21 protein-coding genes are annotated in these 26,998 nt (G+C 63.3%); 5 read left to right on the top strand and 16 right to left on the bottom strand.

Going from position 1 to position 26,998, the window contains the following annotated elements; translation table 11 throughout:
- Positions 1-117: 117 nt before the first annotated feature.
- The 15 genes from POS17_RS25920 to dksA form a co-directional block, all read right to left on the bottom strand.
- Positions 118-3,036 carry a DUF748 domain-containing protein gene (locus tag POS17_RS25920; protein WP_060841136.1) on the bottom strand — a complete coding sequence of 973 codons (2,919 nt, stop codon included), beginning with the start codon at positions 3,034-3,036 and terminating at the stop codon, positions 118-120.
- A gap of 105 nt (positions 3,037-3,141) precedes the next feature.
- A complete protein-coding gene (locus POS17_RS25915; RefSeq protein WP_060841135.1) occupies positions 3,142-4,158 on the bottom strand; it encodes a class I SAM-dependent rRNA methyltransferase in 1,017 nt (338 codons plus the stop codon).
- Between the two features lie 149 nt (positions 4,159-4,307).
- Positions 4,308-5,486, bottom strand: coding sequence for an acetyl-CoA C-acetyltransferase (locus POS17_RS25910; protein WP_060841134.1), 1,179 nt, complete (start codon positions 5,484-5,486; stop codon positions 4,308-4,310).
- Positions 5,487-5,647: 161 nt separating this feature from the next.
- A complete protein-coding gene (locus tag POS17_RS25905; protein ID WP_060841133.1) occupies positions 5,648-6,514 on the bottom strand; it encodes an oxygenase MpaB family protein in 867 nt (288 codons plus the stop codon).
- A 52-nt stretch (positions 6,515-6,566) separates the two neighbouring features.
- The gene (gene acs, locus POS17_RS25900; protein WP_060841132.1) at positions 6,567-8,504 is read right to left on the bottom strand and encodes an acetate--CoA ligase; all 1,938 of its coding nucleotides are present in this window, start codon (positions 8,502-8,504) and stop codon (positions 6,567-6,569) included.
- Between the two features lie 117 nt (positions 8,505-8,621).
- Positions 8,622-10,286, bottom strand: a complete 1,665-nt coding sequence (gene pgi, locus POS17_RS25895; protein WP_060841131.1) for a glucose-6-phosphate isomerase — start codon at positions 10,284-10,286, stop codon at positions 8,622-8,624.
- Positions 10,287-10,756: 470 nt separating this feature from the next.
- Positions 10,757-11,617, bottom strand: a complete 861-nt coding sequence (gene panC, locus POS17_RS25890) for a pantoate--beta-alanine ligase (protein WP_060841130.1) — start codon at positions 11,615-11,617, stop codon at positions 10,757-10,759.
- A complete protein-coding gene (gene panB / locus POS17_RS25885; RefSeq protein ID WP_060841129.1) occupies positions 11,614-12,414 on the bottom strand; it encodes a 3-methyl-2-oxobutanoate hydroxymethyltransferase in 801 nt (266 codons plus the stop codon). The genes panC and panB overlap by 4 nt, the downstream gene beginning before the upstream one ends.
- A gap of 395 nt (positions 12,415-12,809) precedes the next feature.
- Entirely contained in the window at positions 12,810-13,289 is a 480-nt protein-coding gene (gene folK, locus POS17_RS25880) for a 2-amino-4-hydroxy-6-hydroxymethyldihydropteridine diphosphokinase (RefSeq protein ID WP_060841128.1), read from the bottom strand.
- Between the two features lie 3 nt (positions 13,290-13,292).
- Positions 13,293-14,690: a polynucleotide adenylyltransferase PcnB gene (locus tag POS17_RS25875; protein ID WP_060841127.1), complete on the bottom strand. Its 1,398-nt coding sequence runs from the start codon at positions 14,688-14,690 to the stop codon at positions 13,293-13,295.
- A gap of 743 nt (positions 14,691-15,433) precedes the next feature.
- The gene (locus POS17_RS25870; RefSeq protein WP_060841126.1) at positions 15,434-16,861 is read right to left on the bottom strand and encodes a sigma-54-dependent transcriptional regulator; all 1,428 of its coding nucleotides are present in this window, start codon (positions 16,859-16,861) and stop codon (positions 15,434-15,436) included.
- A gap of 22 nt (positions 16,862-16,883) precedes the next feature.
- Positions 16,884-19,838 (bottom strand): sensor histidine kinase, encoded by a 2,955-nt coding sequence (locus tag POS17_RS25865; RefSeq protein ID WP_161799193.1) that lies wholly within the window; start codon positions 19,836-19,838, stop codon positions 16,884-16,886.
- On the bottom strand, positions 19,822-19,998 hold the full coding sequence (locus tag POS17_RS31975; protein WP_003176118.1) for a hypothetical protein: 177 nt from the start codon (positions 19,996-19,998) through the stop codon (positions 19,822-19,824). Before POS17_RS31975 ends, POS17_RS25865 begins: the two co-directional genes overlap by 17 nt.
- A 78-nt stretch (positions 19,999-20,076) precedes the next feature.
- Positions 20,077-20,973 carry a tRNA glutamyl-Q(34) synthetase GluQRS gene (gene gluQRS, locus POS17_RS25860; protein WP_060841125.1) on the bottom strand — a complete coding sequence of 299 codons (897 nt, stop codon included), beginning with the start codon at positions 20,971-20,973 and terminating at the stop codon, positions 20,077-20,079.
- A 140-nt stretch (positions 20,974-21,113) separates the two neighbouring features.
- Positions 21,114-21,554 carry an RNA polymerase-binding protein DksA gene (dksA, locus tag POS17_RS25855; RefSeq protein ID WP_011063504.1) on the bottom strand — a complete coding sequence of 147 codons (441 nt, stop codon included), beginning with the start codon at positions 21,552-21,554 and terminating at the stop codon, positions 21,114-21,116.
- 342 nt (positions 21,555-21,896) lie between these two features.
- On the opposite strand from dksA, the gene POS17_RS25850 reads away from it, so the two are divergent.
- Together POS17_RS25850 and sfsA are read left to right on the top strand one after the other, a co-directional pair.
- Complete coding sequence (locus POS17_RS25850) at positions 21,897-23,069, top strand: pyridoxal phosphate-dependent aminotransferase (protein WP_060841124.1); 1,173 nt, start codon at positions 21,897-21,899, stop codon at positions 23,067-23,069.
- On the top strand, positions 23,069-23,782 hold the full coding sequence (gene sfsA, locus POS17_RS25845; protein WP_060841123.1) for a DNA/RNA nuclease SfsA: 714 nt from the start codon (positions 23,069-23,071) through the stop codon (positions 23,780-23,782). The genes POS17_RS25850 and sfsA overlap by 1 nt, the downstream gene beginning before the upstream one ends.
- Here the strand turns inward: sfsA and POS17_RS25840 are convergent.
- Positions 23,779-24,096: a Rieske (2Fe-2S) protein gene (locus POS17_RS25840; RefSeq protein ID WP_060841122.1), complete on the bottom strand. Its 318-nt coding sequence runs from the start codon at positions 24,094-24,096 to the stop codon at positions 23,779-23,781. The two genes, sfsA and POS17_RS25840, sit on opposite strands and share 4 nt — an antisense overlap.
- A gap of 219 nt (positions 24,097-24,315) precedes the next feature.
- Between POS17_RS25840 and POS17_RS25835 the strand changes: the two genes are divergently transcribed.
- Genes POS17_RS25835 through POS17_RS25825 form a run of 3 tightly spaced genes read left to right on the top strand, consistent with a single transcriptional unit; the run spans position 24,316 to position 26,992 of the window.
- Positions 24,316-25,191: a heme/hemin ABC transporter substrate-binding protein gene (locus POS17_RS25835; RefSeq protein WP_060841121.1), complete on the top strand. Its 876-nt coding sequence runs from the start codon at positions 24,316-24,318 to the stop codon at positions 25,189-25,191.
- Positions 25,188-26,225, top strand: a complete 1,038-nt coding sequence (locus POS17_RS25830; protein WP_060841120.1) for a FecCD family ABC transporter permease — start codon at positions 25,188-25,190, stop codon at positions 26,223-26,225. The genes POS17_RS25835 and POS17_RS25830 overlap by 4 nt, the downstream gene beginning before the upstream one ends.
- On the top strand, positions 26,225-26,992 hold the full coding sequence (locus POS17_RS25825) for a heme ABC transporter ATP-binding protein (protein WP_060841119.1): 768 nt from the start codon (positions 26,225-26,227) through the stop codon (positions 26,990-26,992). Before POS17_RS25830 ends, POS17_RS25825 begins: the two co-directional genes overlap by 1 nt.
- Positions 26,993-26,998: the final 6 nt, after the last annotated feature.

Raw genomic sequence — 26,998 nt, 5'->3', positions numbered from 1 at the left:
ATGAGTTCATGCGGAAGATCACAAGGATGTGATCATTACAGGCCCCGGCACTGCGTGTCGGGGCCTGTTCTATTGTGGGGGGCTTGTTGTGGACCCGACGGCGTCGCCGGGCGCAGTTTATTCGCTGTCCAGATGCAGCGGCGTGATCACCTTGCCGTCGCTCTCGGCCTGGCCCAGGTTGGCATCGATGAAGTAAACGCGGTCGTCGGCCAACTGGCCCTTGTCCACCAGGAAGTCCTTGATGCTGCTGGCTCGTTCCTGGCCCAGCTGGCGCAGCAGAACGTCGCTGCCGCTCCAGAACTTGATCAGGCCTTCACGCAGCTTGGCGCTGCGTTCGTCGCGGCTGAGCTGCGCCCATTCCGCCGGAGGCTGCTGCTTCAGGCGGGTACGGTAGATGCCTTCCAGCAACGGTGCCTTCTCGCCTTCGGGAACCTGCAGCAGGGACGCCTGGGCCGGAACCTTGTCGCCGCGGCGCTGGAGGATCTTGTAGTAGTTGTACTGGTATTCCCGCTCCAGGCGCTGCTCGGCGATCAATGGACCGTCGCTGCTCTGGGCGCTGGTGCCTTCGATTTCCAGGCGCAGGGTCGGACGTTCCTTGAGGGCCTTGGCCAGGGTGGTCAGGGCCGATTCCGACTCTTTGCTCAGCTCGCTGGAACCGGGTGCGAAGGAAACGTTGCTCAAGTCTTCCGAACCGCCACCGGAGATCAGGCCGCCGATGAACTTAAAGGGCGCTTCGGCCGCGCGCAGCACCAGATTGCGCAAGGTCTGCCAGACGATCGGCATGACGCTGAACTGCGGGTTGTTCAAGTCGCCGGAGATCGGCAATTCGATGGAGATCTTGCCGTCGGTGTCCTTGAGCAAGGCTACGGCCAGGCGGATCGGCAGGTCCACGGCATCCGGGCTGTCGACCTTCTCGCCCAACTGCAACTGCTCGACCACCAGCTTGTTCTCGGCCTTGAGCTGGCCCTTGGTGATCATGTAGTGCAGGTCGAGGTTGAGCCGGCCCTTGCGAATGCGGAAGCCCGCGAACTTGCCGGAGTAGGGGGTCAGGGTGGTCAACTCCACCCGTTTGAAACTGGTGGCGATATCCAGGGCGGCCATTGGATCGAACGGGTTGACGCTGCCCTTGATGGTCACTGGCGCGTAGCGGTCGACCTTGCCCTTGACGTCGACTTCCGCCGGTTTGGCCTGCCGGCTGTCGATGGTGCCGACATGCCCGTTGAGTTGCTGGATGGCAGTGGCGAAGTTGGGCGTCAGGCTTAGGTCGGCGAAGTTGGCCGAACCGTCATTGATGGCGATTTCACCAATGTGGATGCCCAGCGGCTTGCTGGAGCCGGGGGCGGATTTGCCCGAGGGTTTTCCGCCCGCGCCTGCCGGTTGTGGAATCAGCAGGTCGTCGATATTGGTGGTGCGGTCATCGTTGATGATGAAGCGCGCATAGGGCTGCATCAGGTTGACCCGGCTGATGCTCAGGCTGTCACCGTGCTGATAGTTCAGGCCTTCGACCACCACCTGCTTCCACTTGACGAAGTCGCGGGTCTTGAGGGTGTCCAGGGTGTGCAGTTGGTCCACTTCGGCGCGGCCGGTGATGCTGAAAGTCAGCGGCTCGACTTTCTTCAGGTCCACGGCCAGGTCGCTGCCAAGCATGCCGCTCCGCAATTCCAGGCGAATGAAGGGGCTGATGTAGGACTGGGCGATCCGCAGGTCGATGTCCTTGGTCTGCACCTTGAGCTTGGCGGTGATGGGGTTGAGATTGACCTCGCCGCTGGCGGTGACCTTGCCTTGCTTGCCCAGGCCGGTATCGAGCTTGAGGCTGAAAGGCGACTGGTTGAGGCTGTCGAAGTTCTTCAGGTCGAGGTTCAGTGGGCCCACATCCAGGGCCACGGCCGGCTTGGCCTTGCGGTCGGCCAGGTGCACTTGGTAATTGCGCAGCTCTACGTCCTTGAGCAGCACCTGCCAGGGCTTGCCGGCTGGTGCAGGATCCTTGGGGGAATCGGCGGCGGCCGGTTGTGGCTTGGGCGCCGGCTTGGCGGGTTGGCTGGCAAACAGTTTCTGCCAGTCGAGCTGGCCATCGGCTTCAAGGGCGGCCCAGGTTTCCAGCTTCTGGCTGCGGATCTTGCCGACGATCACCTGCTGCTTGGCCAGGTCCACGGTGGTTTCGCTCACCTCCAGCCGCTCCAGGCGCGCCAGTGGCCGTCCATCCGGAGCCTTGATGGCGAAGGGCGCGACACTGATGGACGTGTTGTCCAGCAGCAGCTCTGTTTCCTTGGCCAGGCTGAATGTGTAATGGGTACTGAGGTTGACCACCCCGTCTTCGAGGACCAGTGGCACTGCGTCGCGCACGTAGGGCCACCAGGCTTTCATCTTGCCGTCGCTGACCTTCAGGGTGCCTTGGGACGTCAGCGGGATGACGCTGAAGTTGCCGCGCCAGTCGATCTGTCCGCCTTCGGGCCCAGTGGCGACCAGGGTCATGTCGGCGCTGTCGTCTGGCAGGGTGCTGAGGTTCTTCAGTTCGAAATCGAGCTTGTTGTAGATGAACTCGATGGGTTCGCTGGGGCGCAGGTCCCGAAAGTGCAGGTAGCCGCCGGCCAGCTTGATGCGCTCGATGCGCACCGGAAACGGTTTGGCGTTGGGATCGCTCGGGGTCGGCTCGCTGGCGGGCAGCTTGAACAGAGCCAGGAGGTTGAGCTTGCCGTCCTTGTCAAAGAGGATTTCGGTCTTGGGCTGGTCCAGCTCGACATCTGCCAGATGCAGTGCGCGGGTCCACAGGCTGTCCAGTTGCAGGTTGGCGTAGAGGCGTTCGAAGGCCACCTGCTCCTTGCCCGGCTCGCCGATGTTCAGGCCCCAGACGGTCAGCTCCAGGCTGAAGGGGTTGAGTTCGATGCGTTGGATATGGGCCGGGGTCGTGGCGTAGTTGGCCAGTTGCTGATTGGCCACCCGCAAGGCGATGCCCGGCAGAATCAGAAAGCCCAGCAGACTGTAAAGGGCGAGAGCGGTCAACAAGGCGCAAAGAGCGCGAATCAATCCTTTGGTCATGCGAGGCTTCATCTATCTGAATCGGAAGTGCCTTGGAGTATGGCACGCGTTTACGGTTCCGAAACCCATCCAGTCTTCAGGAATATTCAGATTTCCTGCGCTCGATCAAAGTTGCAGGATCAGGGTTTTCAACGGCGGCTGGCCGTCATGGGAAGGGAAGTCCGCGGCAGGTGCCAGGACCTGGCAATCGCGCACCGGGCGCCCGGCCTTTTCGGCACAGCGCAACACTTGCTCGCGCCATTGCGACATCGGCACCTTGGCCAGATTGTTACAGCAGATCAACACACCGTCTTCGGCCGTGGCCAGCAGCGCCGGCTTCAGTAGGCTCTGGTAGTCGCGCAGCAGGTCGACGGTGCCGAACGCACTCTTGGCCCAGGCCGGCGGGTCCAGCAGCACCAGGTCATATTGGCGTTGCTCCAGACGGGGGTAGCCAGGCAGTTTCTGTCCGCGTCGCTGGCTGATGGGCAGGCCCGCCAACTGGCGGATCGCCGGGAAGTAGTCCGACTGCACGAACTGCATGTCGGGCAGATGCGGGTTGAGCCGGCCGTTCTCCCGACCCACCGCCAGGTTGCCTTCGGCGAAGTCCAGGTTGCACACCTCCCGGGCACCACCGGCTGCGGCGCTGAGGCCGACGCCGCAGGTATAGGCAAACAGATTGAGCACGCTCTTTCCGGCGCTGTGCTGCTTGACCCAACCGCGGGCGTTGCGCAGATCGAGAAACAGCAATGGGTCTTGTCCGGCATGGCGACCACGGACCCGGTAATTCAGCCCCCACTCGTGTCCGATCAGGTCTTGCAGGGCCGGCTCTTCGGCGCGGTACACGCTGTCTTCGCGATCGATGCGCGAGTTGCCTCGGGAGCGGTCGTTGTAGACCAGCAGGGTCGACAGGTTCAGCTGCTGATTGATGGTGTCGTGCAATTGCAGCAGGTCGTCGCGTTCCAGCGTCTGGTGAAAGCTTTGCACCAGCAGTTGAGGGCCGTAGCGGTCGATGGCCAGGCCTCCCGCACCTTCCTGGCTGCCATGGAACAGACGGTAGCAGTCGGTGCCTTGCTGATGCAGCTCGGCGAGCAGTTCCTGGCGGTGAACGAGGGCGGCGCGCAGCGCCTGATTCAAGGAAGACATGCAGGGCGCCTTGGAGGAGAGGAGTAAGGCGCCGCAGTCTACCAGCGTCCCGCCTTCTGTAGGAGCCGGCTTGCTGGCGAAGACGCGCTTACGAACGCCTTCGCTGGCAAGCCAGCTCCTACAGGGGGGGCGGGGGGAGGGGCGCGTGGTTAGCGTTCGATGGCCAGTGCCACGCCCTGGCCGCCGCCGATGCACAGGGTCGCCAGGCCTTTCTTGGCATCGCGCTTGAGCATTTCATGCAGCAGGGTCACCAGCACCCGGCAGCCCGACGCGCCAATCGGGTGGCCGATGGCAATCGCGCCGCCGTTGACGTTGACCTTGCTCGCATCCCATTCCAGTTCCTTGCCTACCGACAGCGATTGCGCGGCGAAGGCTTCGTTGGCTTCGATCAGGTCCAGCTGGTCCAGGGTCCAGCCGGCCTTGTCCAGGCAGCGGCGGGTGGCCGACACCGGGCCGATGCCCATGATCGCCGGGTCGACCCCGGCGTTGGTGTAGGCGGCGATCCGGGCCAGTACCGGCAGGCCCAGGGCCCGGGCCTTGCTGGCGCTCATCAGCATGACCGCGGCGGCGCCATCGTTCAGCGACGAGGCGTTGCCTGCGGTCACCGTGCCGTCTTTCTTGAACGCCGGCTTGAGCTTGGCCAGGGCCTCGGCGGTGGTGCCGGGGCGCGGTTGTTCGTCGGTGGCGAAGCTCAGCGGCTCGCCCTTGCGCTGGGGAATCAGGATCGGGGTGATCTCGTCGACAAAACGCCCGGCCTCGATGGCGGCCACGGCTTTTTGCTGGGACGCGGCGGCGAAGGCGTCCTGGGCTTCACGGCTGATGGCGTATTTGTCCACCAGGTTCTCGGCGGTGATGCCCATGTGGTAGTCGTTGAAGGCGTCCCACAGACCGTCGCTGATCATGGTATCGATCATCGGGCTGTGGCCCATGCGCAGACCGGTGCGGGCGCCGGGCAGCACGTAGTTGGACAGGCTCATGTTTTCCTGGCCGCCGGCGATCATCACCTCGGCATCGCCGCAGCGGATGGCCTGGGCGGCCAGGTGCAGGGCCTTGAGGCCGGAGCCGCAGACCTTGTTCAGGGTCATGGCAGGCACGGCGTGGGGCAGGCCGGCCTTGATCGCGGCCTGGCGTGCGGGGTTCTGCCCGGCGCCGGCGGTGAGCACCTGGCCCATGATCACTTCGTCGACCTGGGCCGGGTCGATGCCGGTCTGGGCCAGCAGCTGGCGGATCACCGCGGCGCCCAGGTCAACGGCGGGAATGCCCGCCAGGGAGCCCTGGAAACTGCCCACGGCGGTACGGGTGGCGGCAACGATGACAACCTCTTGCATGCTCGAATCCTCTGGTTAGGGGGGGAGGGGCCCGTGAAGGTGCGGGCTCGTGGAGCGACCGGTGCAGGCGCCTGAAATTGGGGAAATCATGGTTGCACACAAGCCCTGGGACCGGCCAATCGCGAACCGGCCGGTCGGGTTGTGCTTGAGCGGTCGTGTTTCTACAGGCCCATGCGCCGTTTTGCCCGGTGCACCGAACTGTCGCGCACCGCCCAGCGCAGCATCGGCGTACTGCGTTTGACACTGGCGCGAATCAACTGGCGCTGCAGTGGGTTCTGATTGACCTTGAGCATGGCGCTGGCCCAGTCCGGCAACAGGTCGATACCGGCCTGCATCATCAGTGAGCCAAAGGGCTTGGCCAGTCGGCTGGGGGCGGGGGCGGCCTGGAGCAGACGCAGCACTTCGTGGCTGCGCTCGTCGCACAGCAGCTGTGGACGCATGGCTTGCAGGTAATCGGCGACTGCCCGCCGTGAGCGGGGCACGTCCCGGGCTCCGAGGCGTTCGGCAATCAGGGCGATCTCGTCGTAGTAGCGATCCTGGTCAGCCCCGGACAGGCGAGGGTTGAGGTAGCGCAGGTGCGCGGCGAGAAAACTGCTGACTTCCGCCACATGCACCCAGGTCAGCAGGTCCGGATCGCTGGCGGCATAAGGGCGGCCATCCGGGGCGGTGCCGACGATGTGCAGGTGGATGTTGCGCACTTTGTCGATCAGCCACTCGGCGTCCTGACGGGAGCCGAAGGTGGTGCCGGAAATGAACTGCCCGGTGCGGCGCAGACGACCAATCATGTCCTGGCGAAAATTCGAATGGTCCCAGACTCCGGCCAGGGCCAGGGGATGCAGGGCCTGCAACAACAGGGCGCTGATGCCGCCGATCAGCATGCTGCTGAAGTCGGCGTGCACCTGCCAACTGACCGATCCCGGCCCGAACAGGCCGGGGTCGCCCTTGGGGTTTTCCAGATCCAGTTGGCCCAGCGAGAGGCCGGACAGGCTCATGACCTGGCTTTCGATACGGCTGCGAATGAATTCCATGACAGCTCGGTGCGGAGAGTGAAAAAAGGGCGCGGCCTTGGCCGCGCCGGTCTCAAGCGTTCAGGCGCTTGTCGATCAGGCCTTCCACCACGCAGGGGTCCGCCAGGGTCGAAGTGTCGCCCAGGGTGTCCAGCTCGTTGCAGGCGATCTTGCGCAGGATACGCCGCATGATCTTGCCCGAGCGAGTTTTCGGCAGGGCCGGGGCCCACTGGATCAGCTCCGGTTTGGCAAAGCTGCCGATCTCGCGGCTGACCAGGGCCAGCAGTTCCTTTTTCAGTTCCTCGCTGGGTTCGACACCCTGCATGGGCGTGACGAAGGCGTAGATCCCCTGGCCCTTGAGGTCGTGGGGGTAACCGACCACGGCGGCCTCGGCGATGCTGTCGTGGAGCACCAGCGCGCTTTCCACTTCGGCGGTGCCGATGCGGTGCCCGGAGACGTTGATCACGTCGTCGATGCGTCCGGTGATCCAGTAGCTGCCATCCTCGTCGCGCCGGGCGCCGTCGCCGGTGAAGTAGTAGCCGGGGTAAGGCGCGAAGTAGGTTTCGACCATGCGCTTGGGATCGCCGTAGACGCCGCGGATCTGCGCCGGCCAGCTGGCCTTGATCGCCAGGATGCCGCTGCCGACGCCCTGGATCTCCTTGCCCTGGTCGTCCAGCAGCACCGGTTGTACGCCGAACATCGGGGTCGAGGCGCAGCCGGGTTTGACCTGTCGGGCGCTGACCAGGGGACTGAGCATGATGCCGCCGGTCTCGGTCTGCCACCAGGTATCGACAATCGGGCAGCGCTGCTCGCCCACGACATTGAAATACCACTCCCAGGCTTCCGGGTTGATCGGCTCGCCGACGCTGCCCAAGAGCCGCAGGCTGCTGCGGGAGGTGCGCTGCACGGGGTCGCTGCCTTCGCGCATCAGCGCTCGCAAGGCGGTGGGGGCGGTGTAGAAGATGTTGACCTGGTGCTTGTCCACCACCTCCCAGAAACGCGAGGTGCTGGGGTAGTTGGGTACGCCTTCGAAGATTAGCGTGGTCGCACCGTTGGCCAGGGGGCCATAGAGGATGTAGCTGTGGCCGGTGACCCAGCCGACGTCGGCGGTGCACCAGAAGATCTCGCCATCACGGTAGTCCAGCACGTACTTGAAGGTCATGGCCGCCTGCAGCAGATAGCCGCCGGTGGTGTGCAGCACGCCCTTGGGTTTGCCGGTGCTGCCGGAGGTGTAGAGGATGAACAGCGGATCTTCGGCGTCCATCGGTTCGGCGGGGCACTGGTCGCTGGCCGCGGCCACGGCCTGTTCGTAATGGATGTCGCGACCTTCTACCCAGTTCACCGGGCTGCCGGTGCGTTCGACCACCACCACGCTGCTGACATCGGGGCAACTGAGCAGGGCCTTGTCGACGTTGTTCTTCAGCGGGACCCATTTGCCGCCACGCACGCCTTCATCGGCGGTGATCACGGTGCGGCAGTCGGCATTGAGAATCCGGTCGCGCAGAGCCTCCGGTGAGAAGCCGCCGAACACCACCGAATGCACGGCGCCGATCCGGGTGCAGGCAAGCATGGCGTAGGCCACTTCGGGAATCATCGGCATGTAGATGCACACCCGGTCGCCTTTCTTCACGCCGCGGCTTTTCAGCACGTTGGCCAGGCGGCAGACATGCCCGTGAAGTGCTTTGTAGGTGATGCGCTTGGAGTCGGCGGGGTTGTCGCCTTCCCAGAGGATGGCGGCCTGATCGCCGCGTTTTTCCAGATGACGATCGATGCAGTTGTAGCTGACGTTGAGCTGGCCGCCGCTGAACCAACTGGCCTCGCCGGTGCGCATGTCATGCCTGTGCACGCTGTCCCACGGGCTGCTCCAGTGCAGGAAGCGCTTGGCCTGCTCGGCCCAGAACTGGTCCGGATGTTCTATGGATTGACGGTAGAGGTGCTGGTAGTCGTCCTGACTCATTTGTGCCGCCCGGCGGACGGCATCGGCTTTGGGAAAAGTGCTGATATCGAACATGACGGTTCCTTATTCTTGTTTTGCGACAAGTCATAAGGTTGCGCACAAGTGTCAGGAAGGTTCAAGAGGGGCCCGGACGGGAGCCGGCGTGGCGGCTCCCGGGGCAGGAAATGCTGATCAGCCGCGGTGACGACCGCGGAAGTAGTTGATCAGGCCTTGGGTCGAGGCGTCGTCGGCCAGGGTTTCATCGCTGCCGACCAGGCGGTTGTAGACGCCTTTGCCCAGCTCCTTGCCGAGCTCTACGCCCCACTGGTCGAAGGCGTTGATGCCCCAGACCACGCTTTGCACGAAGACCTTGTGTTCGTACAGCGCCACCAGGGCGCCCAGGCGCCGCGGGCTGATGCGCTCGACCACCAGGGTGTTGCTCGGGCGGTTGCCGGGGATGACTTTGTGCGGCGCCAGCCTGGCCACGTCGGCTTCGCTCAGGCCCTTATCGCGCAATTCGCTCTCGGCTTCGGCGCGGGTCTTGCCCAGCATCAGTGCCTGGCTCTGGGACAGGCAGTTGGCGTACAGCCATTGATGGTGGTCGGCCACCGGGTTGAAGCTGACGATCGGCACGATGAAGTCGGCCGGAATCAGCTGGGTGCCCTGGTGCAGCAACTGGTGATAAGCGTGCTGGCCGTTGCAACCGACGCCGCCCCAGATCACCGGGCCTGTGTCGGTGGCCACCGGCGTGCCGTCCTGGCGCACGCTCTTGCCGTTGGACTCCATGTCCAACTGCTGCAGGTGCTTGGTGATGTTGCGCAGGTAGTGGTCGTACGGCAGGATCGCGTGGCTTTGCGCGCCCCAGAAGTTGCCGTACCACACCCCCAGCAGGGCCAGCAGCACCGGCATGTTCTGTTCGAACGGCGCGCTCTGGAAATGCTGGTCCATGGTGTAGGCACCGGACAGGAGTTCCTTGAAGTTGGACATGCCGATGGCCAGGGCGATCGGCAGGCCGATGGCGGACCACAGCGAGTAGCGCCCGCCGACCCAATCCCACATCGGGAAGATGTTCTCTTCGCGAATCCCGAAGGCCACCGCCGCGGCGTTGTTGCTCGACACGGCGATGAAGTGGCGATGCAGTTCGGCTTCGGAGCCGCCTTGCGCCAGATACCAGGCCCGCGCTGCTTGGGCGTTCTTCAGGGTTTCGAGGGTATTGAAGGACTTGGAGGACACGATGAACAGTGTGGTTTCCGCGCGGATCTTCGCCGAAAGCTCATGGAACTCACTGCCGTCGATGTTCGCCAGGTAGTGGCAGCGCACGCCTTTCTGGGCGTAGGACAGCAGGGCTTCGGATACCAGTTCCGGGCCGAGGAAGGAGCCGCCGATGCCGATGTTCACCACGTCGGTGATGGGCTTCTCGGTGTAGCCGCGCCACAGGCCGTCGTGGATGCGCCCCACCAGCTCGGTGATCTGGTTCAGTACCTTGTGCACTTCCGGCATCACGTTGACGCCGTTCACCGACAGCTTGTCGCCAACCGGACGGCGCAGCGCGGTGTGCAGGGCCGGACGGCCTTCGGAGGCGTTGACCAGCTCGCCGGTGAGCATGGACTTGATGGCATCGGCCAGGCCGACTTCCTTGGCCAGGTTCACCAGCAGGTCGCGGGTCTGGCTGGTGATCAGGTTCTTCGAGTAATCGAGAAACAGTCCGCAGCTGCTCAGGGTGAATTGGCTGAAGCGCTGTGGATCGGCATTGAACGCCTCGCGCATGCTGAAATCCTGCATGGCTTGGCGGTGGTCTTTCAACGCTTGCCAGGCGGGCAGAGCGGTAACGTCGTGAGGAGTGCGGTAGTACGCCATCGCTGCGGTTTTCCTTTTGCTTGAACTGCCTTTTGGACACTGAAAAGCCTGGAACGTCCTGCATGGTCCCGAGGACCTCGTTCGCTCAGCCCTGTGCTGATTCGATTAATCACCCAGGGCGATAACAGTAACCCCGGCGTGCTGTTCTGTCTTGGCTTTGTCCGACTTGTGGCCGGTACTATTTTGTACTTGCGCAGCCAATCAGGGCGGCAAAGGGGTTTTCAGTGGGAATAATAGGGGGGGAATCGGCTGGCCTGGGCCGGGAGCCCGGTTCTGGCAAGGTCCAGTGCATCACCGGGGGAGCATCCGCAACCGGGGTGGTTGAAGCTTGAGCCGCTCGGTTGCACCTTGGGCAAGATGGCATGCATGGACATTCCTCGGTCGGGTCCTCGAACGGGGCTTGCAGTATTGGCTGCAGGCCCCAGCCGGCGGCAGTTTGCCCGAAGGTTGGGGTTCGGGCAATCAGGTGCTTATGCCGGTGTATCGAGGTCCAGATGCAGGTTGTCGATCAGACGGGTGGAGCCCAGATACGCTGCGACCAGAATCACCAGATCGCGGTCTTCGGCGGTGGCGGGACACAGGTTTTTCGCGTGACGGATTTCCAGGTAGTCCCGGCGCAGGCCGGCGTCTTCCAGTTGCTGCTGTTGCTCGGCCAGCAGCTTCGGATAATCGCGTTCGCCACCGCGGATGGCCTGGGCAATCTGCTGCAGGCTCCGGTACAGCGCCGGGGCGATGGCACGCTGTTCCGGGCTCAGGTAACCGTTGCGCGAGGACAGCGCCAGGCCGTCATCGGCGCGTACGGTCGGTTCACCGATGATCTGGATTGGCATGTTCAGGTCATGCACCAGGGCGCGAATGACGGCCAGTTGCTGGTAGTCCTTCTGGCCGAATACCGCCAGATCGGGCTGGACCATGTTGAACAGCTTGCTGACCACCGTGGCCACGCCCTCGAAATGGCCGGGACGGCTGGCACCGCACAGGCCCTCGGACAGTTGCGGCACGCTGACCCGGGTCTGTCCGGCCATGCCGTCGGGATACATTTCTTCGACGCTGGGGGCGAACAGCAGATGGCAGCCGGCTTCGAGCAGTTTTTCCTGATCGGCAGCCAGGGTCCGCGGGTACTTGTCCAGGTCTTCGCCGGCGCCGAATTGCAGCGGGTTGACGAAGATGCTGGCCACCACGAAATCCACGCGCTGAGCGGCCTTGGCCACCAGTGCGGCGTGGCCGCTGTGCAGGTTGCCCATGGTGGGCACGAAGCCGATCCGCTTGCCGTCGCTGCGGGCGCGAGCGACCGCTGCGCGCAATTCGCGCACGGTTTTAACTGTATTCATGCGGAGAACCCGTGTTCGGCGCCTGGAAAGGTAACGGCTTTGACTTCTGCGACGTAGGCGCTCAAGGCCGCCTGGATGCTGTCTTGGCCAGCCATGAAGTTTTTCACGAACTTGGGCGAGCGACCGCTGAGGGACAGGCCCAGCATGTCGTGGAGCACCAGCACCTGGCCGTCGGTGGCGCTGCCGGCACCGATGCCGATCACCGGGATCTTCACCGCCTGGGTGATTTCCGCCGCCAGCTCGCTGGGCACGCATTCCAGCAGCAACATGGCCGCACCGGCCTGCTCCAGGGCAATGGCGTCGGCACGCATCTGCCGCGCCTGGCTCTCGTTGCGCCCCTGGACCTTGTAGCCGCCCAGGACATTCACGGTCTGTGGCGTCAGCCCCATGTGCACGCACACCGGAACACCGCGTTCGTTCAGCAGGCGTACCGATTCGGCCAGCCAGGCCGCGCCTTCGATCTTGACCATGTGCGCGCCGGCCTGCATCAGCTGGGCGGAACTGCTCAGTGCCTGTTCGGGGGTGGCGTAGGACATGAAAGGCAGGTCGGCGAGGATCAGTGCCCCGTTGTTGCCGCGTTTGACCGCTGCGACGTGATAGGCCATGTCGGCGTTGCTGACGGGCAGGGTGCTGTCGTGCCCTTGCAACACCATGCCCAGGGAGTCGCCTACCAGCAGGACTTCGACACCGGCCTCACAGCAGGTGTGGGCGAAGGTCGCGTCATAGCAGGTCAGCATGGTGATTTTTTCACCTTTCTGCTTGAGGCTTTGCAGGGTGGTCAGAGTGATGTCTGGCATGAAAAGGGGTCCTCATTTCAGGCGCTTTGGAAACTACTGCGAGTAACGCGCGTGATTCTTCGTTTTTCAGGCGCACGGTCTTTTGTCGTGCTTATACAGCCTGGTTCCAAGCGATTTGAAAGTGCGGCCGGGACTCGTCTTGGCGCTCTTGCGCACATCATTCTGTGCCCAGAAGGTGCTCTGTACCAGCGGGTGCCACCGCCGTTGCACAAGCGCCTTGGCCTAACGTTTCCTGGGGTCGCCGCGAACAAGCCTCGCTTGAATTGCGCCCTTTAACGCCGGGATGGCGGCAACGGGACGCCTATAGTCGTGATGAGGACTCGGGAAGTCAATTAGATGTGTTACCGCCTTGTTACGCCGCGAGTGTTACCGCCGTTACTGATCCGTTTCAGCCCTCAGGCCAGGCGTTCCAGGCCGACAAATGGGCAAGCGTCGAGCAGTGCCTTGAGGCTGCGCCCATCGGCCAGCCGCAACTCGGCAGGGGCCAGTTCCGCCAGGGGATAGAGGACAAAGGGGCGGGCGTGCATGTGGTAATGAGGCACCTTGAGACGGGGTTCGTCGAGCAGACGGTCACCGAACAGGAGGATGTCCAGGTCCAGGGTGCGTGGCCCCCAGCGCTCGTTGCGCTCGCGCCCCTGCTGGTTTTCGATCGCCTGCAGGGCATCGAGCAGCGCCAGGGGTTCGAGGTTGCTGTCCAGCGCCGCCACGGCATTGGTGTAGCGCGGTTGGCCCGGAAGCAGGGAGTCGCTTTGATAGAAGGCCGAGACGCCGCGCAGTTGGCTGTCGGGCAACTGCGCCAGGGCCTCGACGGCGCTGCGCAGTTGCTCTTCAGGGGCAGCCAGGTTGCTGCCCATGCCGATGTAGATACGTTCCATCCACTATTCGCCCGAAGCGTTGGAGCCGCCGGCACGCTTGCGCTTGGCGCCGCTGCTGCGCCGGCGTTTGCGAGGGGCACCGCTGGCATCTTCCTTGCCGCTCAGTTCGCGGATCATGTCCCGACGTTCGGCATCGTTGGCGTCCTGGTAATCGGTCCACCATTCACCCAGGCCATCGGTCTGCTCACCGGCGCTTTCCCGCAGCAGCAGGAAGTCGTAGCCGGCACGGAAACGCGGGTTATCCAGCAGCAGGTCGGCGCGCTTGCCGCTGCGGCGCGGCAAGCGCTCTTGCATGTCCCAGATCTCGCGGATCGGCATGGTGAAGCGCTTGGGAATGGCAATGCGCTGGCACTGTTCGGCGATCAGCTCGTGAGCCGCTTCCTGCATGGCCGGGATTGGCGGCATGCCACGTTCCTGCAGGCGCAGCACCCGGGCCGGCAGGGCCGGCCAGAGCAGGGCGGCGAACAGGAAGGCTGGGGTCACCGGCTTGTTCTGCTTGATCCGCAAGTCGGTGTTGATCAGCGCTTCGCTGATCAGCGTGTGGGTGTAGGTCGGGTTGTATTCCAGGGCTTCGGCGCTGGCCGGGAACAACGGATCGAACAGTTGCAGGTCCACCAGCATTTCGAAGGTGTCGGCAGCGTAGCCGGAGAGGAACAGCTTGAGCACTTCCTCGAACAGGCGCGCCGAGGGGATCTCCCGCAGCATGGGCGCCAGTTCACGGATCGGCGTCGCGGTGTGCTTTTCGATACCGAAGTTCAGTTTTGCCGCGAAGCGCACGGCCCGCAGCATCCGCACCGGGTCTTCCTGGTAGCGCTGGCGAGGATCGCCGATCAGGCGGATCAGGTTGTTGCGAATGTCGTGTACGCCATTGGCGTAGTCGAGGATGCGCTCGCTGACCGGATCGTAGTACAGGGCATTGATGGTGAAGTCACGGCGTTGCGCATCTTCTTCCAGGGTGCCGTAGACGTTGTCCCGCAGGATTCGCCCGCTTTCGTTGCGGGAGGATTGGTTGCTGTCCTCCTCGTCGTCGTTCTGCGGGTGGTTGGCGCGGAAGGTCGCGACCTCGATGATTTCGCGACCGAAGTGAATGTGCACCAACTTGAAACGACGGCCAATGATCCGCGCGTTACGAAACTCGGCCTTGACCTGTTCCGGTGTGGCGCTGGTGGCGACGTCGAAGTCCTTGGGGGTGATGTTGAGCAGCATGTCGCGCACGCAGCCACCCACCAGGTAAGCCTGGTAGCCGGCGTTCTGCAGGCGCTCGACGATATTCACCGCATACCGGCTGAATTGGGCACGTTGCAGCGAATGTTGGCTGCTATTGAGCACTTCAGGGGTGCTGCGTTGGTGTTGCGTACGACGCAAGGGAGAACGGAATGACTGGAACAGCTTCTTCAGCATGGGATGCACTGTTTGAAGGAATGTTCGGCCAAAACGAAGAATGACCGCATGATGGGCCGGGATTCTAGCATTTAGTCGAAGGATGGTGTAGGAAGCTGCCGCGACTTGTGTAGGTCTGCCCAAAACCGCGTGTTACCGGGGCGGTGAGGGTTTCGTCGGGGGGGATACGAATTGCACAAACCACAAGGGGAGCCGAAGCTCCCCCAGAATAGTTGCGTGCTCTATTTTTATTATTGGTTTTGGGCTTCTTGTTTTTGTTGATCGCCCTCGTCACCTGGTTTACCCAGTGTGACGCTCCCAATCGGGAGCCAAGAGCAAACGGATTGCTTTGATCGCTGAGTTGCAATGACCTTTCGATCCAACCAGTTCAGGCTCTGCCTTAGGGCAGTTTTTGTTGTTCTCGGCCTGGTTGTGGGGCAAGCCCCAAATACAACGCCTCTCCAAAAGAATCAGTTAGCTGCGCCTCCGCCGTGTTGTTTTTATTGTGCGTGAGTCGATTCGTCTTATTTTTATTGTCTTGTGCATTGCTTGTTATTGTTCTTGTACCAAACGTATAGCAGGTGCCGTGCCAACTTTTGCGATCCCCAGTAAAACAAGGGGTTAGGAGCCTGTGGCACTCTTATTCAGACGAAAAAAAACCGGGGCTTCGTTACCTTTAGCCCCGGCTTTTGTTACGTCCAATGATGTGGGTAACAGTTTTTTGCATTTTGTCGAATGTCACCCGCACATTCGACAGCCTCGGTTCAGCTTTCGCTGGCGACCCCGCTCTTGCGGCGCGGGATGCCCAGACGCTGGCGCCGCTCCCACAGGCATTTGCGGCTGACCCCAAGCTTGCGTGCCAGCTCGGTCTCGGTCATGTGGTCCTGGTGCTCAAGAACGAAATGCTGGAAGTAGTCCTCCAGGGAAAGGTCTTCCGTAGGTTCGTGGCTGGTGTTACCCGGCTGTGGCGCCAGGCCGACGAAGTCGTCGTCTTCCAGGTCGCTCAATTCGATATCGATGCCCAGCAGGTCAGCTGAGATCTCCGGGCTTTCGCACAAGATCACCGCACGCTCGACCGCGTTCTCCAGCTCACGCACGTTCCCCGGCCAGGAGTAATGACGGATCGCCTGTTCGGCGTCGGCGGCGAACCTCAGGTCCGAACGACCGATGCGCGCACTCTGTCGAGCCAGGAAGGCGTTGGCAATTTCATTGACGTCGGCCCCCCGCTCGCGCAGGGCTGGCAGTTTCAAGGCGATCACGTGCAGGCGGTAGTACAGGTCTTCACGGAACTGGCCGATTTTCGACAGGCTCTTCAGGTCGCGGTGAGTCGCTGCTATCAGGCGCACGTCGACTTTTTGCGACTGCACCGAACCTACCCGACGGATCTCGCCTTCCTGCAGGACGCGCAGCAGGCGGGCCTGGGCTTCCAACGGCAGCTCGCCGATTTCGTCAAGGAAGAGGGTGCCGCCGTCTGCCGCTTCCACCAGGCCGGCACGACCGGCACTGGCGCCGGTGAAGGCGCCTTTCTCGTGGCCGAACAGTTCGGATTCGATCAGGGTTTCCGGGATGGCAGCGCAGTTCACCGAGATCATCGGCGCCTTGGCGCGTTTGGACAGGTTGTGCAGCGCCCGGGCCACCAGCTCTTTGCCGGTGCCGGATTCGCCCTGGATCAGGACATTGGAGTCTGTCGGCGCGACCTTGCGGATCTTGCTGTACATGTCCTGCATGGGCGGACAGGAACCGATGATGCCGATTTCACCGTTGCTGTTGCCGGCAACGGCCTTGTCCGCGGTCGCCCCGGCCTTGCCCGCTGGGCGATCTGGCGCTGCGCTCTCGGCGCTTTGCCGATCCCGAAGGATTCGCGCCACGGCCTGGAGCATCTCATCGTGGTCGAAAGGCTTGGCGATATAGTCCACCGCGCCCATCTTCATCGAGTCCACGGCTGAGCGCAGGCTGGCGTAGCTGGTCATGATCAGCACTGGAGTGCCCTGGCCGAGCTTGATCAGTTCGGTGCCCGGAGCACCCGGCAGGCGCAGGTCACTGACGATCAGATCGAACGTGGGGATGCTGAAGCGTTCCTGGGCTTCCTGCACTGAGCCGGCTTCGCTGACCTGATACTGGTTGCGTTCCAACAGACGGCGCAGGGCGGAGCGGATAATGGTTTCGTCTTCGACGATCAGAATATGCGGCATTGATTCAATTCTCTCGACGGTCTCAGTTCACAGCGGACGTCGCTTCGACATGACGCGGCAAGGTCACCCGGATACGGGTGCCGCGCTGGCTTTGTAGATCGGCCGGGCTGTCGATGGTGATTTGTCCATAATGCTCTTCAACGATGGAATAGACCAGTGCAAGGCCCAGTCCGGTGCCTTCTCCAGGGTCCTTGGTGGTGAAAAACGGTTCGAACAACCGGTCCATGATGTTCTTGGGAATGCCGCTGCCTTCGTCCTCCACGATCAGGTCGACCGTGTGCTCGAAAGCCTCGCTCTTGACGCGTACCGCGCTGCCGGGAGGGGAGGCGTCGCGGGCGTTGGAAAGCAGGTTGATCAGCACCTGGGCGAGGCGCTGAGGATCGCCATCGACCCAGTGGTCGGGATCGCACAGATTGAAGAACTGCACTTCGAAATTGCGTCGGTTCAGGGCCAGCAGGCCAATGGCGTCCTGAGCGACTTCGGCCAGGCACACGGCTTCGTCATTGTGCTGGTGGCTGCCGGCGTGGGCGAAGCTCATCAACGACTGCACGATGCGCGAGATGCGTTTGGTCTGTTCGAGAATCTGCTCGCTGATCTCCGTCAGTTCGCCGTCCTCCTCGCGCTCTTCCCGCAGGTTCTGCGCCAGGCAGGCAATGCCGGTGATCGGGTTGCCGATCTCGTGAGCGACCCCGGCGGCCAGGCGCCCGATGCTGGCCAGGCGCTCGGAGTGCACCAGTTTGTCTTCCAGGGTCTGGGTTTCGGTGAGGTCTTCCACCAGCAGCACCAGGCCGCTGTTGCCCGGGGCCAGGGGCTCGTCGATGGCCGCCTTGTGCAGGTTCAGCCAGCGGGTCTGGCCATCGAGGGCCAGGTGCTGCTTGTGCAAGTGTTCGTCCGGCAGATTGATGAAACCTTGCAGCAAATCCTTCCATGGGTTGGCGATGGTGCTCAGGCGCGACCCCACCACGTGTTGCGCAGGAATGCCGGTCAGCTCCTCCATGGCCTTGTTCCACATCAGGATTTCTTGGTCCTTGGCCAGGGAGCAGACACCCATCGGCAGTTCCTGCAGGGTTTGCCGGTGGTAGCGACGCAGGGCATCGAGTTCGGCTGCCAGGCCGGTCAGGCGCGAGTGATAGTCCTCCAGCCGGCTTTCGATGAAGTGGATGTCCTCGGTGACGTAGTTTTCTCCGCCGGCCTTGTAGGGCAGGAAGGTCTCTACCATGTCCTGGGCAACACTTGGTCCCATCAGCCCAGAGAGGTTGGCTTCGATGCGGTCCCGCAGGCGCCGCAAGGCGTAAGGCCGACGCTCGTCGAAGGGCAGGTAGAGGTCGCGCAGGGCCTGTTCCACTTCCTTTTGTGCGGCCTTGGCTCCCAGCGGCTTGGCCAGTTGGGTGGCGAATTCCTGGGGCGAGGCGGCATGCAGTTCCCGTCGTTGCGGGCGCCGCACGTTGTCCACGGCGCAGGCTTCGGCGGCGCTGGCTTCCTCGCTGCTGGCGTTGGTGAACAGCGAGATCAGGGTGAACATCAGCACGTTGGCGGCCAGCGAAGCGATGGCTGCCATGTGCCAGCTGGTGTCGTCGAGGACGTAGATCATGTTCAGCAGCGGGATATAGAACCCCTGCAGGTTGCCGATCAACGGCAGCAGCATGGTCACCAGCCACACCAGGATCCCGGCCAGTAGCCCGGCGATGAAACCACGCCGGTTGGCGGTCGGCCAGTACAGCACCGACAGCACGCCCGGCAGAAATTGCAGGGTGGCGACGAAGGCGACGATTCCCAGATTGGCCAGGTCCTGCTCGGCCCCCAGCAGCAGATAGAAGGCATAGCCGGCCATGATGATGGCGACGATCAGGGCGCGGCGGGTCCATTTCAGCCAGCGATAGATGTTGCCTTCCGCCGGCGGCTGATAGAGCGGCAGCACCAGGTGGTTCAGGGCCATCCCCGACAAGGCCAGGGTGGTGACGATGATCAGGCCGCTGGCTGCGGAAAGGCCACCGACATAGGCCAGCAGGGCCAGGGCCGGGCTGTTGGCGGCAATGCCGATGCCCAGGGTGAAGTATTCCGGATTGGTGGTGGCGCCGAGTTTGAGTCCGGCCCAGAGAATCAGCGGCACCGCCAGGCTCATCAGCAGCAGGAACAGCGGCAGGCCCCAACTGGCGCTGACCAGGGCGCGGGGGTTGAGGTTTTCGGTAAAGGTCATGTGGTACATGTGCGGCATGACGATGGCCGAGGCGAAGAACACCAGCAGCAGAGTGCGCCATGGACCTTCTTGCAGGGGCGTATGCAGCGCAGCGAGGGCGGTCTGGTTCTGCAGCAGCCAGAGCTCCAGCTGTTGCGGCCCATCGAAAACCCCGTACAACGCATAGAGGCCGACGCCGCCGATGGCGATCAGTTTGATCACCGATTCAAAGGCGATGGCGAACACCAGGCCTTCGTGTTTTTCCCGGGTCGCGATGTGCCGGGAGCCGAAGAAAATCGTGAACAGGGTGATCAGCGCGCAGAAGCTCAGCGCCACGCGGTGCTGCACCGGCTCATGGGTGAGGATGCCGATGGAGTCGGCCACCGCCTGGATCTGCAGGGCCAGCAGGGGCAGGACCCCCACCAGCATGAAGATGGTGGTCAGGGCGCCGGCCCAGGTGCTGCGAAAACGGAAGGCGAACAGATCCGCCAGGGATGACAGCTGGTAGGTGCGAGTGATCTTGAGGATCGGATAGAGCAGCACCGGCGCCAGCAGGAAGGCTCCGGACACCCCCAGGTAGCTGGAGAGAAAGCCGTAGCCGTATTGATAGGCCAGGCCCACTGTGCCGTAGAAAGCCCAGGCGCTGGCATAGACCCCCAGCGACAGGGTGTAGGTCAACGGGTGGCGAATGATCGAGCGCGGAATCATGCCGCGCTCACTGATCCAGGCCACCCCGAACAGCACCAGCAAGTAGGCGGCGCTGATCAGGATCATCTGGGTCAGGCTAAAGCTCATCGGCATCTTTTTGGCTCTGCAGGATGAAGGTCACGACGATCAGAATCAGCCAGAGCAGATACGGGCGATACCAGGCGCCTGTAGCATCGATCCACCAATCCATGATGGCGGGGGAAAACAGATAGATCCCCACTACCAGGAGCAGGACCAAGCGATAGATGTACATCTCGGCCTCTCTATTATTGTGTACGTGCCCGAAAACGTGCGGCGATGGTAACGGATGGGCGCCAGGCTGCAAGGGGCGTCAGCTCAATTGCGCTTCCGGCAGGCTCGGCGTGCGAGGAATCAAGCTGGCATCCCAGTGCGCGATGCCCCAGCGCATGATCTCGGCCACGCTGGCATCGGCCAGTTCGCTTGGCGGTTTCTGCCCCAGGGCCCGCAGCGCCCGCAACAGCAAGGGCGGCGCCTGATCTTCGGTCAGTGGCGGCGAGCGGTAGGACTTGCCCAGTTTGTGGCCGTCCGGCTGAGTGATCAGTGGCACATGCAGGTAGCGCGGCTGGGACAGCCCCAGCAACTCCTGCAGGTACAACTGACGCGGTGTGGAGTCCAGCAGGTCCGAACCGCGGACGATGTCGGTGACGCCTTGCCACGCATCATCCAGCACCACGGCCAATTGATAAGCATAGAGGCCATCCCGGCGCTGGATCACGAAGTCCCCCACATCCCGGCCCAGGTGCTGGTGGTACTCGCCCTGGACCCGGTCGGTGAAGCGGTACTCCAGCTCCGGCACGCGCAGGCGGATCGCTGCATGCTCCCGGGCATGGCCGAGGTTGCGACACAGGCCCGGGTAGATGCCATGGTAGGGCTCCAGCTGTTTGCGTGAGCAGGTGCAGGCATAGGCCAGGCCCTGGTTGAACAAGCGATTGAGAACCTCGGCATAGGCCGCGTGGCGCTCGCTCTGACGGACCATGTCGCCGTCCCATTCGAAGCCGTAGCTTTCCAGGGCCTTGAGGATCGCCGCCTGGGCGCCGGGCTCTTCCCGGGGCGGGTCGAGGTCTTCCATGCGCACCAGCCAGCGGCCGCCGACGGCGCGGGCATCCAGGTAGGACGCCAGGGCCGCCACCAGCGAACCGAAGTGCAGGTAGCCACTGGGGGTGGGGGCGAAGCGCCCGATGTACAAGGAGGATGTGCAGGCAGTCATGGAGCGGATGTTACTTCGTCTGGCCCCCGGGCGACGATGTCTTCGGGGGGGAGCGCTTTCGCGAGCGGGCTCGCTCCTGCAGGGAGCGGCGGAAACGAAAACGGAGCGTGGGTACGCTCCGTTTCAGGTTCAGTCGGCGATTATTTGCCGACCTGTTTTTCCTTGATTTCCGCCAGGGTCTTGCAGTCGACGCACATGTCGGCGGTTGGGCGGGCTTCCAGACGGCGAATGCCAATCTCGACGCCGCAGGATTCGCACCAGCCGTATTCTTCGTCTTCGATCAGTTGCAGGGTCTTGTCGATCTTCTTGATCAACTTGCGCTCGCGATCACGGGCGCGCAGTTCAAGGCTGAACTCTTCTTCCTGGCTGGCACGGTCAGCCGGATCGGGGAAGTTGGCCGCTTCGTCTTTCATGTGATCAACAGTGCGGTCGACTTCCTGCATCAAGTCCTGTTTCCACTTGTTCAGGATCTTGGTGAAGTGTTCGCGCATGGGCTTGCCCATGTACTCTTCGCCCGCAGTTTCAACATAAGGTTCAAAACCGCTGATCGATTGAATCTGTTGCTTTGCTTGGGTGGGCATGAATGGACCGCCTCTACTCTTGTAATCCATTGCGCAGGATTGCTCCATCTCCGACACTTGCCGGCCCTGCGGCTGCAAGCGGGCGAACTTACCAGATCAAACCAGAGCGCGCTACTCCCGGTTGTCGAGCCTATGTCGTGTATCGCTCATGGATACGGGAAAAGTCTGACACGGCCTGTTGAACGGTTCGTTCAATCATTGATTTTAGTCAAATCTGCGGGTTCTGTTGGCGCCGGTTGGCTAAGGTAGCAGACCGCGTGAACGGCTCCGGGTTCTCCCTGGCTTCTCTGGATGGGTAGAATCGGACTTTTTGCTTCCCCACCTTGTAATGAAGGAAGGCTAATGGCTCTGCCCTACAGTGCGCGCAGTCGCGCTATCGAACCTTTCCATGTCATGGCCCTGCTGGCTCGCGCCAATGAGCTGCAAGCGGCGGGACACGATGTGATTCACCTGGAGATCGGCGAGCCGGACTTCACCACCGCCGAACCGATCATCAAGGCCGGGCAGGCCGCGCTGAGTGCCGGCAAGACCCGCTACACCGCGGCCCGGGGCATTCCCGAGCTGCGCGGGGCCATCTCCGGGTTCTACCAGCAGCGTTATGGCCTGGATATCGACCCCGAGCGGATCATGATCACCCCCGGAGGCTCCGGCGCCCTGTTGCTGGCCAGCAGCCTGTTGGTCGACCCGGGCAAGCACTGGCTGCTGGCAGACCCGGGTTATCCGTGCAACCGGCATTTTTTGCGCCTGGTGGAAGGCGCCGCGCAACTGGTGCCGGTAGGTCCGGACGTGCGTTATCAACTGACGCCGGATCTGGTGGAGCGCTATTGGGACCAGGACAGTGTCGGAGCCCTGGTGGCGTCTCCGGCGAACCCCACCGGGACCATTCTCAGTCGCGATGAGCTGGCGGGCCTGTCCGCGGCGATCAAGGCGCGCAATGGGCATCTGGTGGTGGATGAGATCTATCACGGCCTGACCTACGGCACGGACGCGGCCAGTGTTCTGGAAGTCGATGACAGTGCGTTTGTGCTGAACAGTTTTTCCAAGTATTTCGGCATGACCGGCTGGCGCCTGGGGTGGCTGGTGGCACCACCGGCGGCGGTGGGCGAGTTGGAGAAGCTGGCGCAGAACCTCTACATCAGTGCACCCAGCATGGCCCAGTACGCGGCCCTGGCCTGTTTCGAGCCGGAAACCATCAGCCTGCTGGAGGAGCGTCGCGCCGAGTTCGGACGCCGTCGGGACTTCCTGCTCCCGGCCTTGCGCGAGCTGGGCTTCGGTATTGCCGTGGAGCCGGAAGGAGCGTTCTACCTGTACGCCGACATCAGCGCCTTTGGTGGGGATGCCTTTGCCTTCTGTCGGCACTTCCTGGAAACCGAGCACCTGGCCTTCACTCCGGGTCTGGATTTTGGACGTCATCAGGCCGGTCACCATGTGCGCTTTGCCTACACCCAGAACCTGGCGCGCCTGCAAGAAGCCGTGGCGCGCATCGCCCGCGGCCTGCAGAGCTGGCAAGGCTGATGCGCTTCGATCCGGCCCTGGAGGAAGGGCGTCTGTTGCGGCGCTACAAGCGTTTCCTGGCGGACATCGAAACCGCAACCGGCGAGTTGCTGACCATCCACTGTCCCAATACCGGCTCGATGTTCAATTGCATGGTCGAGGGCGGGCAGGTGTGGTTCAGCCGCTCCAATGATCCCAAGCGCAAGCTGCCGGGAACTTGGGAAATCAGTGAAACCCCGCAGGGGCGACTGGCCTGCGTCAATACCGGACGGGCCAATGGGCTGGTCGAGGAAGCGCTGCGCGCCGGGCTGATCAGCGAGTTGCAGGGCTTTACCGGCCTTAAGCGCGAGGTGCCCTATGGGCAGGAGAACAGCCGCATCGACTTTCGTCTGGATTACCCTCATGGCCCGGCCTATGTCGAGGTCAAGAGTGTCACCCTGGGATTCGACGGTTCGCCAGTGGCGGCGTTTCCCGATGCGGTGACCCAGCGCGGTGCCAAGCACTTGCGTGAGCTGGCGAGCCAGGCCCGGGAGGGGGTACGGGCGGTGTTGCTGTACTGCGTCAATCTGTCGGGCATCGAAGCCGTGCGTCCGGCCGAGGAGATTGATCCGGGTTATGCCGCCGCATTGCGTGAAGCGGTGGCGGCCGGTGTCGAGGTACTGGCGTACGGCGTGCGCCTGACCGCGCAGGAAGTCTGTATCGACCGGCGCCTGGACGTGCGGTTGCAGGGCTAGATATCGACCCAGATACCCTGGCTGTCTTCCCGGCAGCCGATGGCCTGCAGAAACTGGCCGGCGCAAGGGCCGGCCACGCATTCGCCGCTTTCAATCAGAAACAGTGCGCCATGGGTGGCGCACTGGATCAGGCTGGCGCTGGGGTCGAGAAACTGCTCGGGCTGCCACTCCAGGGGAACGCCGCGGTGCGGGCAGCGGTTGGCATAAACGTAAGCCTGGCCTGCTCGACGCACGGCAAACAGCTTCAAGCCCTCTAACTGGAAACCGCGGCTGCCGGCCTCGGCCAGCTCAGTCCCGGCGCAAAGAAATTTCATGGCTATCCTCTTGGTCCTAAGGCTCTGGGCCCGGGCTGTCACAGTTCTTGGCCGACGCCAGGATGAAACATGTCGGCGCTTGACGGCTAAATGAAAACAATTATCAAATGGCCGCCTCGCCCGGCACGGCGTGCTTGCTCCTTTCGATGCCAGCTCTGTCTGGCATGTCACATGGACAGTCGCTTCGCGGGCCTCACTGCTATCAAAGGAAATCTACTTATGCGCCTGAGTGCCAGCGCCCTCGCGTTCTGGGTCGCACTGCTGGTGAGCCCGTGGGCCGCCGCCGAGGAGTTGCCGCAGCGTTGGGTCAGTGCCGGGGGCGCCTTGTCCGAGTGGGTAGCGGCCCTGGGGGCGGAGCCGAAGCTGGTAGGGGTCGATACCACCAGCCAGCACCCGGAGTCGCTCAAGGCCTTGCCGAGCATCGGCTATCAACGGCAGCTGTCGGCGGAAGGCATTCTCAGTCTGCGCCCGGATATTCTGGTGGGTACTGAAGAAATGGGTCCGCCGCCGGTGCTGGCGCAGATTCGCAGTGCCGGGGTCAAGGTCGAGCTGTTTTCTGCTCAGGCCGACCTGCCGACCCTGCAGCGCACCCTGCGTCAGTTGGGGCAACTCCTGGGGCGCGAGGATCAGGCCGGGCAATTGTTCAGCACCTATCAGCAACGTCTTGAACAGCAGCGGGCCTGGATCGCACGAGTGCAGGAGCAGCAGGCGGCGCCTGGAGTGCTGTTGCTACTGGGGCACGCGGGAGGCAAGCCGCTGATCGCCGGCAAGGACACGGCCGCGGACTGGCTGTTGCAACAGGCCGGCGCGCGCAACCTGGCGACCCATAGCGGTTACAAGCCGTTTTCGGCGGAATCCCTGGCGGGACTGAATCCTCAGGTGCTGGTGTTCTCCGACCGCAGCCTGAGTGGCGATGCGGCCCGCGTTGCGTTGTTCAAGGAAAGTCCGGTGTTGGCCTCCACTGCCGCGGCCAAGGCGGGGCGGGTGGTGGAGCTGGATCCGACCTTGCTGGTGGGCGGCCTGGGGCCGCGTCTGCCGGATAGTCTGAAACGCCTGGCAGCGGCCTTCTATCCTCAGGCCAAGCCGGCCCCATGAACCGCCTGGTCAAACCTCGAACGCTGTTTCTCGGGCTTGGCGCCCTGTGTGTATTGGCGATCTGGCTGTCCCTGGCGCTGGGGCCGGTCAGCCTGCCCTTGATCGATACCTTGCGTGCTGCCTTGCGCCTGCTCGGGCTACCCATCGATGGGCAGGGGCTGGAGCAGGCAGAGTTGATCCTTGGACAGATCCGCTTGCCACGGACCCTGCTCGGTCTGGCGGTAGGCGGGGTGCTGGCGCTGTCCGGCGTGGCCATGCAGGGGCTGTTTCGCAACCCCTTGGCCGATCCCGGATTGGTAGGTGTATCCAGTGGGGCGGCGTTGGGGGCGGCGATCGCCATTGTCGGCGGCTCGATGTTCGGCGGCGTGCCGGAATCTGTTGCGCCCTACCTGCTCTCGCTCTGTGCCTTTCTCGGCGGGCTCGGGGTAACGGCACTGGTCTATCGCCTGGGCCGGCGCAATGGCCAGACTCACGTGGCGACCATGCTGCTGGCGGGGATCGCCCTGACCGCCCTGGCCAGTTCGGCGGTGGGCTTGTTCACCTACCTGGCCGATGACTCGACCTTGCGTACCTTGACCTTCTGGAACCTCGGCAGTCTCAACGGTGCCAGTTATCAGCGCCTGTGGCCGTTGCTGCTGGTGACGGTGCTGGTGGCCCTGTGGTTGCCTCGCAGGGCCAAGGCGTTGAATGCGCTGCTGCTGGGCGAATCGGAAGCCAGGCACCTGGGCATTGATGTCGAAGGGCTCAAGCGGGAGCTGGTGTTCTGCACCGCCCTGGGCGTGGGGGCCGCGGTGGCTGCGGCAGGCATGATCGGTTTCGTTGGCCTGGTGGTGCCCCATCTGGTGCGTCTGTTGTCGGGACCGGATCACCGAACCCTGCTTCCGGCATCGATTCTGGCGGGGGCCAGTCTGTTGCTGCTGGCCGATCTGGTGGCGCGCCTGGCGCTGGCACCGGCCGAGTTGCCCATTGGCATCGTCACCGCCTTTATCGGCGCACCGTTCTTTCTCTACCTCTTGCTGCGAGGGCGTGCCTGATGTTGCGAGTCGAGAACCTGCATGTGCGGCGCGGGGGCAAAGAGGTGCTGGTGGGGATCGATCTGCAGCTGCTGCCCGGGCAAGTGCTGGGGGTGCTGGGCCCCAATGGTGCCGGTAAAAGCAGCCTGCTTGGGGCCTTGAGCGGCGAGCTGACGGCGCATCAGGGACGGGTGTTGCTGGATGAACGGGAGATGGCGCAATGGCAGGGGGCGGCACGGGCGCAACGTCTGGCGGTATTGCCCCAGGCGTCGAGTCTGGATTTTGCCTTTCGGGTCGAGGAAGTGGTGGCGCTGGGACGCCTGCCCCATCACAGCGGCCGTGCGCAGGATGCACAGATCGTCGACGCTGCCCTGGAGGCCGCCGATGTGGCTCATCTGCGAGGGCGCAGCTACCTGGCGTTGTCGGGGGGCGAACGCCAGCGGGTGCACCTGGCGCGGGTCCTGGCGCAATTGTGGCCAGGACAGGCCGGGCATCATTTGCTGCTGGACGAACCGACTTCGGCCCTCGACCCGTTGCACCAGCACGTCACCTTGCAGGCCATCCGGGCATTTGCCGATCGGGGCGTTGCGGTGCTGATCATTCTCCATGACCTGAATCTGGCGGCGCGTTACTGTGATCGGGTGTTGCTGCTGGAGGGCGGGCACCCCCATTCCCTGGGCGTGCCGGCCGAAGTGCTGCGACCCGAGCCGCTGAAGGCGGTCTTTGGCCTGGAGGTTCTGGTACAGAAACACCCTGAGCGTGGGCACCCGCTGATCATTGCCCGTTGACCCGTC

It is taken from the genome of Pseudomonas sp. Os17 (genome assembly GCF_001547895.1).
In the GTDB taxonomy this organism is placed as follows: domain Bacteria; phylum Pseudomonadota; class Gammaproteobacteria; order Pseudomonadales; family Pseudomonadaceae; genus Aquipseudomonas.
Note: the sequence above shows the minus strand (reverse complement) of the source record. Positions and strands in the feature narration are given on the sequence as shown.